7 protein-coding genes are annotated in these 11,271 nt (G+C 40.3%); 4 read left to right on the forward strand and 3 right to left on the reverse strand.

Annotated elements, in window-relative coordinates:
* Positions 1-429 precede the first annotated feature (429 nt).
* The gene (locus tag H6G08_RS36065) at positions 430-723 is read left to right on the forward strand and encodes a WGxxGxxG family protein (RefSeq protein WP_096642050.1); all 294 of its coding nucleotides are present in this window, start codon (positions 430-432) and stop codon (positions 721-723) included.
* A gap of 754 nt (positions 724-1,477) precedes the next feature.
* Here H6G08_RS36065 and H6G08_RS36070 read toward each other — a convergent pair.
* Both H6G08_RS36070 and pbpC read right to left on the reverse strand, forming a co-directional pair.
* Positions 1,478-1,636 (reverse strand): hypothetical protein, encoded by a 159-nt coding sequence (locus tag H6G08_RS36070; RefSeq protein WP_190551996.1) that lies wholly within the window; start codon positions 1,634-1,636, stop codon positions 1,478-1,480.
* Positions 1,637-1,961: 325 nt separating this feature from the next.
* The gene (gene pbpC, locus H6G08_RS36075; RefSeq protein ID WP_190551998.1) at positions 1,962-4,298 is read right to left on the reverse strand and encodes a penicillin-binding protein 1C; all 2,337 of its coding nucleotides are present in this window, start codon (positions 4,296-4,298) and stop codon (positions 1,962-1,964) included.
* Positions 4,299-4,670: 372 nt separating this feature from the next.
* Here pbpC and H6G08_RS36080 point away from each other — a divergent pair, with 372 nt between their 5' ends.
* The 3 genes from H6G08_RS36080 (at position 4,671) to H6G08_RS36090 (ending at position 11,079) form a co-directional block, all read left to right on the forward strand.
* Positions 4,671-10,388, forward strand: a complete 5,718-nt coding sequence (locus tag H6G08_RS36080) for an alpha-2-macroglobulin family protein (RefSeq protein WP_190552000.1) — start codon at positions 4,671-4,673, stop codon at positions 10,386-10,388.
* Positions 10,389-10,461: 73 nt separating this feature from the next.
* A complete protein-coding gene (locus H6G08_RS36085) occupies positions 10,462-10,638 on the forward strand; it encodes a hypothetical protein (protein WP_190552002.1) in 177 nt (58 codons plus the stop codon).
* 18 nt (positions 10,639-10,656) lie between these two features.
* Positions 10,657-11,079, forward strand: a complete 423-nt coding sequence (locus H6G08_RS36090; protein ID WP_096642052.1) for a type II toxin-antitoxin system VapC family toxin — start codon at positions 10,657-10,659, stop codon at positions 11,077-11,079.
* 97 nt (positions 11,080-11,176) lie between these two features.
* On the opposite strand, the gene H6G08_RS36095 is transcribed toward H6G08_RS36090, so the two are convergent.
* The coding region (locus H6G08_RS36095) for a transposase (RefSeq protein ID WP_190552004.1) at positions 11,177-11,271 on the reverse strand (95 nt) is incomplete at its 5' end.

Consider the following 11,271-nt stretch of genomic DNA (forward strand, 5'->3'; position numbering starts at 1 on the left):
GCAATTTAAACCCCTTAATCAATGTTTGAATTTTGGCTGTCGCCATCCAACGACTTCAGCCACATACTCTTGTTGGGTTTTAGCCAAAGTTTGATTTTCAAGTTAGAAGGGAGAAACTATATTTTGCCCTCTGTACGAGTCACAAATAGGGGCGGGTTTATTGAGAATCATCATGGATATTTGAGGATATCTGTGAACCCGCCCCTACTAAATTTATTTACGGCTATATGAAACAAGAAATACAACGTCCTGATTAAATAAGCACATATTTTGCCCTCTGCCAAAATACTTTTGCCTTCTGAAAACTGACAACTGACACAAATGCGACTTATAGAAGAGATGCATCTCCGGCTAACGAGTGATTTTAGTTGCTGGATAACTTCATAAACTGTGACTATTGCTTACAGAAATTTCAGTGGGGACTGAATTATGAAACGCATTGGTGTATCCAAAATTGTCGGGACTACTGTATTAGCATTGAGTTTAGCGATCGCGCCTACAGTTTTACCAGCTTCTGCTCAAACCACTACTAATGATGGTACAGCAACAGATACCACCACCACAACAGACCGTCCTTTGACCGATGGTAACTATGCTGATGGTGATTGGGGTTTGCTGGGTTTACTCGGTTTATTTGGTTTATTCGGTCGTAAAAGCCGCAGAGATGACGACACCGCATATAGCAACCGCGATGTTGTCAGTTCTTCTCGTTCCAACTTTTAATGCTCAAGGCTTCTGCAATCTTAGGTGAATTCTACCAACAAGTTTAAGTTGCAGCCTGCTTTTGCAGGCTTTGTTTTGTCATAAACCATTACAAATGACCAATGACAAATGACAAATGACAAAAACCAATAATTTCACAAAGATAAAAAATGTTACTTAAAGTTTACTTACTCTTGAACCTAGCGATAATTGAGAGAAAATAAGTTTAAAGAGAAACCAAGGCTAACAAGTAACCTTGGTTTCCCTATCACCTCAATGTTTTTGGTCTGATGGAGACACACCAAGAGAGGTAATTATGTATCACGATACTTTAGTAGCCGACTTCAGCAATTACCTAATCGTCAAAATTTCGCTATTGATGATGGTACTAGTAGTACTGATGATTATGGCTGGTGCCCCTGCTATTTAAAATCAACATTCCCACTCTGATACATCTGTGCTGGACAAAACTGTTATTTGCTGAAAGATTACTGTATCTGTACAGAGAGTACAGTTGATGGCAATTGAATCGCAAGTGAAGCGGTAGCGATATTATGGGCTGTAGTTCAGCAGAATCAAATACCTGAATTTGGGTTGAGAAAGAATTCTGAGTAACGTCTGACAATAAGCCTAGTAAGGATCTTTCGTACTGCTAAAAGATAGAGAAGATTCTATATCGCAATGCTTTGGTGAATATCGAGAGATTCGATCAATATAATTGTCCTCGCATGACAACTGCGGATCAACTGTTTAATTAGGAATTTCCATGAGGAGATTAACTCGCGTGTTCCCAATCGCTGAGTAACTCATGCTGTTGTTTTACCGGACGTTTTTTTAGGGGAACTCTTGGCGAACCAATATCTGTCTTGGGGAAAGACTGTTTTTTCTTCGTAGATTTACTGTCTTGGGTGGGAGAATTCGTGGTGTTTGTCATGGCTATTTAAACCTTATTGAAAACTTCAGCACTAATGTATAACATCAAATTGAAAAGTGCAAATTTCGCAAGAAATATCTTATTTTTTTCAGTATTCCTACGGGAATAGCAATCTCTTCAATTATTGACTGTATTAGGGTAGATATTAGGTCAGATATAAGACTCAGTTAACAACTGCTTAAGAATTAATACCAATGTACAATCAACAAAATCCGATACAGCAAGGATTTTCTGAATTATATTTGCTGTCGCATTTTTGACAATTGGTATCAATGTCATCCAGTATTTTCATTTCAGCAGTGGGTGATAGCTTCCGCAATAACACTTATGGGCTGCTATGATTTACTTGAGAATTCACAATTGAAAAACCTCGTCTTGTGGATTTGCTTTTGGATAACTGTACTTGAAAGCTGACGCGATCGCTACTATTTTTACTTTTCACTTCTAATGTCCAGTTACCAGGACGAATCTGCCAAAATAAAGACTTTGCTGTATCCATAGCAAGCTTTTCCCCATTTAACCGCCACTCTACAGCTTCAGCCGTCTTTCCTATTAGCTTAAACTCTAGTTTTTGGCTTGTTTGTTCTCCTGGATACAGCAAAAATAAATCGCCATTATTCGGAGATATAATCCGCAAATTGCTAGTATTAAAAGTTGCTGGTTGCTGTTTAGCTAACCATTCATCATATTCTGCCGATAAACCGCCTGGTTGTGGGTTCTCATAGGCGATTTTGTCTGCTGGATAAAAATATTCCTGCACCACGGAAGCACAATCTGGTGTAGGTTTTAACCCAGAAATGGCGCAGATGGGTAATTGCACTAAACCTTGAGGTGAAGGGAAATTTTCTGGTTCGTGATGTTCGTGCAAATGTAACATAATGCGATTCCACAAAGGCGCAGCCCCAGTTACTCCTGATACTTGGCGCATCGGTTCCCCTGTGAAATTGCCTACCCAAGTAGCGACAGTGTAATCTGTTGTGAATCCTACCGTCCAAGTATCGCGGAAATTGGAAGAAGTACCAGTTTTAACTGCTGTGGGGAAAGGTAAATGTAATACAGAATCTACACCAAAAGCTGTAGCGCGGGCATGATTATCACTCAACATATCAATAATTAATTGCCATGTTATTGGGTTGGGGTTTGGCGTTTGGGGTTTGCTGTTTGATGTTTGGGATATTGTACTCACTAGTGAAGCAGTTTCACCTTGTCGCGCCATCGTCACATAAGCCTTGGCTAATTCCCACAGACTGACTTCTCCACTACCCAAAGTCAAACCTAAACCATAATATTCCGGGGTTTGATTGAGATGTTCAAAACCCAATTGACGCAGATGTTCTAAAAAAGCGGGTACGCCTACCTTTTCTAACACCCTAACTGCGGGAATATTCAAAGAATTCGCCAACGCCACCCGCACCCGCACCGGGCCTTGAAACTTTTGAGTATAATCTGTAGGGCTATAAAGTTTCGCACCGGGAATCGCGTAATGTGCCGGCACATCTGCCAAAATTGCATTCGGGCGAATTACACCTTTGGCTAGCGCCAACTCATAAACAAACGGCTTCAGGGTAGAACCGGGTTGACGTAGCGCCTGTACGCCATCATTACGTCCGAGTTTTGCTTCATCAAAATAATTGGGCGAACCCACATAAGCTAAAACTTCCCCAGTGCGGTTATCTATTACCAAAGCGGCTGCATCATGGACATTATTCGCCGATAAAGAAGCAAGTACTTGCTGTACCTGTGCTTCTACAAATTGCTGTAAAGGTCTATCTATTGTAGTGCGAATTTGTCCTTCCCCTTCTGGGGTACTTTGCTGACTGGCTAACCAAAATAAAAAGTGAGGTGCAGCAATAATTCCCCGTTGACGCGATTGAAATACTACCTTTTCTGTATAGGCGCGTTCAGCTAACGCAGAATTAATATAACCATCCTCTACCATTCGATTGAGAACATATTTCTGACGCTGCTTTAACCGTTGCCAATGGGCTAACGGGTCAAAATATGTGGGATTATTAGGAATAGCAGCTAATAGACTAGCCTGAGCAACATTTAAATCTTGAGCGGGGATAGAAAAATAAGTACGAGCTGCTGCTTCCACACCGTAGATATTTCCCCCCATTGGTAACCGATTAATATAAGCTGCGAGAATTTCATCCTTATTCATCCCCGCAGCTAACCGCCAAGCTAACCAAATTTCTTGCAGTTTACCAGAAAGATTGCGGGGAACTGGATCTAACATCCGCGCTAACTGCATTGTCACCGTCGAAGCGCCAGAGACAATTCTTTTCGCATGAATCGCTTCCTTAATCGCGCGGGCGATTGCTTTTAAATCCAACGCCCCATGATGATAGAAACTGCTATCTTCCGCCGCCAAAATTGCCTGAATAAACTGAGGCGAAACCTGATTTAATGGGACTACAGCAGTATGCTCTTGGTCGCGAGTCAGTAAAGTTCCTAAAGGTAACCCATTGCGATCGCTAAATTGCAACGCTAGCTGATTTTGTTGAATATCTGTAGCGCGAATCGGTGCAAAATAGGGCATTAAGCGCACCGCCAAGCACATCAGCAGCAAAGCTAGAATAACCTTCCCCCGGCGACTGTGATTTAACCGTCGCCAAAACTTTTGCGTAATTTGGATTAGCCTGCGTGAAGTTACTTGCATCAGCGAATGCTCTACCCTGTCAAAGTTACTTTAATTTTGACGTAGCGATCGCACTTTAATCGGGAAATATTACTAACAATTTACAACTGATTTGTCAGTTGTCATTAGTCATTTGTCATTGGTATTTATTCCCCCAATTATCATCTCCAAGAAAACAATACTTCTTAATATAATTTCCTCCTATTCCTCCTCTCTGTGTCCTCAGCGCCTCTGCGGTTCATCACTCTTCTCTTCGTGTCCTTCGCGTCTTCGCGGTTCGTTTAAAAACCTCATCCCATCATTAAGAATTGTACTTATTACTAGGAACAATCCCCTCTCATTGGTTATCTATAGAATAATCTCACGCCAAGACAAGAGATATCTATATTAAATATGATTATTAAAATTTTAATTAAATTTCTACTTACCCTCACCTTAATGCTAGGAATAGCAGGGTGTAACTTTTTCGGGATTAATTCAGGAAAAGAACCCCTACCAACAGTTGCGCCTCTCGCACAGCCTAAATTACCAGATTGGATTGAACAAATTAGTCCCGTTGGCGATGCGAAACCTCTCAATCAAATTCGCATCAGGTTTAAAGAAGCATTAATTCCCGTTGAAAGCCTCGATAGTCCAGAACAGCAAAATTTACTGCAAAAATTTGAACTCACCCCACCCATCCCCGGAAGATTTCGCTTTTTAACGCCGCGTATGGTGGGTTTTCAAGCCGATAAAGCCTTACCTCAAGCCACAAGATTTCAAGTAACGCTGAAATCTGGCTTATCTGACTTAAAAAAACATCGTTTAAATCAAGATTTAGCTTGGACTTTTAATACAGAACCGATTAAATTGACGAATTTACCAGGCGTCAACCCAATGGAAAAGGCTGACGATCAACCAATTGATTTACAGCCTAAATTAGAATTTACCTCGAATGTGGAATTAGATGTTAATTCCGTCGCCAAAAATTTACAGCTAATTCCCGAAGGGAAAACAGAAAGGATTAGCTTTAAAGTAGAACTAGTTAAAGAAGATAAACCCCAAGAAACCGAAGATCCTTTAGAAAAATTCGAGCCGTCACAAATTAATTGGGTTTACAAACTGATTCCCCAACAAAATCTCACCACAGCTACTCGTTATCGTCTAACTTTTGCGCCGGGAATTCGTCCTGCTTATGGTAATTTAGCTAGCGAAAAAGAATTCGCGACTAAATTAACTACCTATTCACCATTAGCATTACAAAAAATTAATTATTACGGACAACCAGACGCCGGGGGAACCTACGGGAGATTTGTTAAAGGTAGTCCGCAATTAGAATTTAATAACATTATCCTTCCAGATTCTGCTAAAGAAAATATCACCATTACCCCGACACCAAAAGATATTCCTCGACTCATCCAAGTTAACGATGAAGATAGAGTAATTAATATCAATCCCTATGCCTTAGCGCCAGCAACGAGTTATACAATTACTGTCGGGGGAAATCTTAAAGATAAATTTGGACAAACCTTAGGTAAACCAGTCACCGTTAATTATGACACTGGCGATGTAGCTGGAGATATTTGGCTTCCTGCTGATTTAAATATTTTCCCTGCTGGTAAAGATTTACAGTTAAATATCAATACAATAAATTTACCAGAGGCGAAATACAAAGCTGCTTATAAAGTAGTCCAGCCAACAGATTTAGTTTACGATAATTACGCGAGTAATTTATTACCTAAACCTGGTGATTGGCAAAGTTTCTCTGTAGCGAGAAAGAATAACCAATCCGTTGATATTAATGTACCTCTGCGAGAAAAACTCTCTGCACCTACAGGAATGTTAGCCTATGGCGTGCAAGCCAGGACTAATAAATATCAAGAAAATGGTAAAGAATTGTGGCGGGAACCTACAACTTACGGCTTAGTACAATTAACCAATTTAGGTGTATTTTCTCAATGGTTTCCTGATTCTGGTTTAATTCGCGTTCATAATTTAAGTGATGGTGCGCCTGTAAAAGCTGCATCTGTAGAAATTTATCAATCAAAATTAAATACAAAATCTCGTTCGCCAGTTTCACCTTGTGCAACTGGGAAAACAGATGATAGGGGAAATTTAACTATTAAACTTGCAGATTTACAGCAATGTTTTCCTGGTAGTCAAAGATTAGTAAAAGCACCAGAATTATTAATAATTGCCCGTGAAAATCAAGATTGGGCATTTACGAGAACCGAAGAATATAGCGGCGTATATGGTTATGGTATTGATGCAGGTTGGCAAGATGGTAAACCAGAATCGCGGGGAATTATCTTCTCTGATAGACAATTATATCAGCCAGGTGAAAAAGCTTGGTTAACTGGTTTCGCCGATTATTTACAAAATGGCACTATTCAGCAAGATAAAAATGCTGCTTACCAAGTAACTTTAGTCGATCCTGATGGACAAAGAACGAATTTAGGCACAAAAAGTACTAATGAATTTGGGACATTCTCTTTAGAATTACCAATTAGTAAAACTCAACGCTTAGGCTATTATACAGTCGAGGCGAAGGGGAAATCTGGGCAAGCAATTTCTGGAGAATTCCGCGTTGCTGAATTTAAACCGCCTAATTTTAAAGTTGAACTGAAATTAGATAAAGAATTTGCTTATATTGGCGATACTGTTGCGGCGAAAGCTGCTAGTAATTATTTATTTGGTGCGCCTGTACAAGGAGGCGAAGCCAAATATTTTGTGACGCGCCAACAAGCTAATTTTATCCCTAAAGGTTGGGAAGAATTTAGTTTTGGTAGACAATGGTTTTGGCCGGAAGAAAGTCCGAATGTCACTAGCGATGTTTTACAAACTACTGCTACACTCGATGCGAATGGGAAAAGCGAACAAAGTTTCACGGTAGCGAAAGATTTACCTTACCCCATGACATACCGGGTAGATGTACAAGTCGCAGATGTTTCTAATTTATCGGTAGCGAATTCCCAAAGTTTTACCGCTTTACCAAGTAATCGGTTGATTGGGTTAAAAAGTAATTTTGTGGCTGATGCTGGGAAACCATTTAATATTGAAACCATTGTTACTGACCCTAGCGGAAAATTGCTCACAGGTCAACGACTACGGCTAGAATTACAAGAGATAAAATATAGTAGCGTTACCAAAGTAGTTGAAGGTAGCCGCACCCCAAAAAATCAAGTTGAATATAAAACAGTCGGACAAGTAGAAGTCACATCTGCAAGTAATCCCCAATCGGTAACTTTAACGCCAAAAGCATCCGGTTCTTACAGAATTAGGGCAAATTTTAGCGATACCAAAGACGAAATCAGCGCCACAGATTTACAGATTTGGGTAACTGGAGATAATCAAGTTTATTGGGGTGCGCCAGATGAAGATAGGCTAGAAGTTAAACTAGATAAAAAAGAATTTAAACCGGGTGAAACTGCAACAGCATTAATTCAATCTCCCTACCCAGAAGCAGAATTATATTTTGCAGTCATTAAAGACAAACCTCTCTTTCAACAAATTACCAAAGTCAAGGGAGGCGCACCACAAATTCAGTTTACAGTTACCCCAGAAATGTTACCTAATGCAGCAGTACAAGCTGTATTAGTCAGACAAGGTAAACCAATTCAGGAAGTAGAACCGGGAAGTTTAGATAAATTAGTGAAAATTGGCTTTGCACCTTTTAAAGTCAACTTGCAAGATAAATATTTAACAGTACAAGTTAACCCACTGCAAGCATCACTAGAACCTGGCGCAGAAGAAACTGTACAATTAGAATTGAAGGATAACCAAGGTAACCCCACATCAGGACAAATTACAGTCATGGTGGTGAATGAAGCTGTATTGCAACTATCTGGCTATCGTCCACCAGATTTAGTAAATACAGTATACGCCGAACAAGCGATCGCAACTCGCTTCAGTGATAATCGTCCCGATGTCGTCATTCAACCCCAAGATATTCCCAAACCCAAAGGCTGGGGTTATGGCGGTGGCTTTTCTTCCGGCGCAGCTAATACCAGGGTGCGCACAGATTTTCAAGCCTTAGCCTATTACAATGGTGCTGTACTCACCGACGCCACAGGGAAAGCACAGATAACCTTTAAACTTCCCGATGACTTAACCACCTGGCGAATCATGGCTGTAGCTACCGATGGTAATTTGCGGTTTGGCAATGGCGATCGCACTTTTATCACAACTAAACCATTACTCACTAACGCCATTTTGCCACAATTCGCCCGTCCAGGCGATCGCCTACTCGCAGGTTTATCAGTTACCAATAACACGGGAAACGGTGGAAACCTCTCAATTAACGGCGAAATTAGCGGTACGGTGAAATTTGCTGAGAATAACCCCACCTCCACAAATTTACAAACCCAAGCACAAACCACTACCCAAGCTTATCGCTTCCCTATGTTGGCGGAAGATGTGGGAGAGGCGAAAGTTCGCTTTACCACACAGTTAAATAATGCAGCCGATGCATTTGAACTACCATTAGAAATTAAGCCGCTAGAAATTAGCGAACAAGTTGTAGAAACTGGCATCACCGAAAAGCAAATCAAGATACCTTTAAATGTAGATAAAAATACCATCCCCAACGCGGGAGGTTTAGATATTCAACTGGCGAGTACCTTAGTTCCAGAAATTACAGCACCAGCCAAACAAGTTTTAGGCGATGAGGAATTACCCTTCGCTGAACCAGCAGCCAGTCAGTTAACAATTGCAGCGAATTTGCAAAGTTTATCCCAAAAATATGGACAAACATTTGCCGAATTCAATATTAATCAACAAGCCAATCAAGCCACAGAACAACTGCAAAAGCTGCAAATAGGTGATGGTGGTTTTGCTTCCTACCCAGAACAAGAAAAATCAGATCCTTGGATATCTGCTTATGCGGCGGAATCCTTAGCCCAAGCCAATCAAGCCTTCCCCGGTGCGATTAATTCCGCAATGCTGTCTCGCCTCAAGGGTTACTTGCAAAAAGTCCTCGCCAATCCCGGACAATATGACTTTTGTAAACAGCAAGTCTGTAAAACTCAATTACAACTAAATACCTTAATCGCCTTAGCAGAATTAGGCGATAAACGCAATAGCTTTTTAGCAGATATTTACCAACAACGTAATAATTTTGATGTAGTTAATCAAATCAAATTAGCGCGGTACTTATCCCAATTCCCGGAATGGCAAGACGAAGCCAAAATTATCTTCAACCAGTTACAAAAAAGTATCTATGAAACTGGTAGAACAGCAGTAATTAGTATACCTAATAGTTGGGGATGGATGAGTTCGCAAACAACAGCACAAGCGCAAGCTTTACGTTTATTTATTGCGAATAAAGCTAAACCAGAAGTTGTGGATAAATTATTTCAAAGTTTGCTAGCTCAAAGAAGAGATGGAACATGGCAAACTAGTTATAACAACGCGCAAGCACTCACAGCCTTAGTAGAATATAGCCAACTCCAACCCACACCACCAAACTTTGTGGCTTCCGTACAATTAGCGGGTAAAAAATTAGGCGAAAACCGCTTTGCAGGGTACAGCAATCCTAGCTTACAGATTAATGTCCCAATGGATAAATTACCACGCGATCGCCACGATTTAATCTTACAAAAATCCGGCAGAGGTAAATTACATTATCTAGTGGCTTATAATTATCGCTTGCAAGGAAACCAACCAGGTAAATTTAACGGGTTAAGAGTCAGCAGAGAAATTCAAAAATTAGGCGAAGAGAAAAACATTCTGCAAAAATTTGGACTTTACGCCTTTGATAAACCCTTAACCTTAAAACCTGGACAAGTATTTGATATTGGTGTAGAAATTATTACCGACCATCCAGTAGAGCATGTAGTAATTACAGATCCTCTACCAGCCGGATTAGAAGCAGTAGACGCCAGTTTTCAAACTACAACCGCCGCATTGCAAGCTAAAGCCGATAGTTGGCAATTAGGATTTAGGAATATATATCGCGATCGCATTATCGCCTATGCCGACCACCTCGATCCAGGGGTTTATAGCTTGCATTACTTAGTCCGTTCCGTTACCCCCGGTAAATTCCTCTGGCCTGGAGCGGAAGCGCATCTACAATATACACCAGAAGAATTTGGGCGTGCGGCTGACTCTACACTGATAGTGGAGGAGAAATAGTGCGATCGCACTATCTCAGATATGTGGCAATTACGATAAAATAATATTTGCATATACAGCAATTGCAATTCCCATGACAACTAACAAGCTACCAAAAAAGAAAGATAAGAAAACTCCAATTCCCGAACATCCACTGGCAAAGCTTGCTGGTAAGTTTGAAGGTGATTTTTGGGAAGATACGCTCTTGGAAATTCAGAAATTGCGAGAACTAGAAAAACAAGAAATCAACAGAGTTTTAGATAATCAATAATTTGTAGGTTTTAATTAAGTGTATCTACTTGATACCAGCATTGTTAGTAACTACCTGGATAAAAGACGTAATATTCCACAATTAACAGAGCGTATTTTAAGCACATCTCCGGAATTAATATTTATTAGTATTATTACTGTTGAGGAAATCATACAAGGAGCTTTGGCAAGTATCCAAAGGATGAGACAAAAACCATCTGTTACGGATGCATATAGATATTTTGCAGAATTATTTTCCGCATTACATTACTTTCAAATCCTGCCTTACACTATCGAAGCAGAAGCAATTTATCAATCCTTATCTACAAAAACCAAACGTATTGGAACTCAGGATTGTCGAATAGCTGCTGTAGCTAGCTCGAAAGGATACATATTAGTGACAGCAAATATAGCCGATTTTGAAAAAATAGGTAATATTCAAATAGAAGATTGGACACAGTAAAAAATTGTAGTGTACCAACACCCGAAAATAGCGGGAAGCTTGGTAGCCTCGTCTCTTCAGAGCGAGGCGGAAAAGCGACCCGTGCGACTTTAGTCGCCTAGTAATGATGTGGGTCTTCAATATACTTCTGGATGGTTTCAGCACTAACATTACCTGCCGTGCTGAAAAAGTAACTTTTACTCCATAAGCTAG

The sequence above is a fragment of the Calothrix anomala FACHB-343 genome (assembly GCF_014696435.1).
GTDB classification, from domain to species: domain Bacteria; phylum Cyanobacteriota; class Cyanobacteriia; order Cyanobacteriales; family Nostocaceae; genus Aulosira; species Aulosira anomala_A.

Coding starts and splice junctions, on each gene's coding strand:
- pbpC (WP_190551998.1), bottom strand. CDS start 4,298: ATGCAAGTAACTTCACGCAGGCTAATCCAAATTACGCAAAAGTTTTGG.
- H6G08_RS36085 (WP_190552002.1), top strand. CDS start 10,462: ATGACAACTAACAAGCTACCAAAAAAGAAAGATAAGAAAACTCCAATT.
- H6G08_RS36065 (WP_096642050.1), top strand. CDS start 430: ATGAAACGCATTGGTGTATCCAAAATTGTCGGGACTACTGTATTAGCA.
- H6G08_RS36080 (WP_190552000.1), top strand. CDS start 4,671: ATGATTATTAAAATTTTAATTAAATTTCTACTTACCCTCACCTTAATG.
- H6G08_RS36070 (WP_190551996.1), bottom strand. CDS start 1,636: ATGACAAACACCACGAATTCTCCCACCCAAGACAGTAAATCTACGAAG.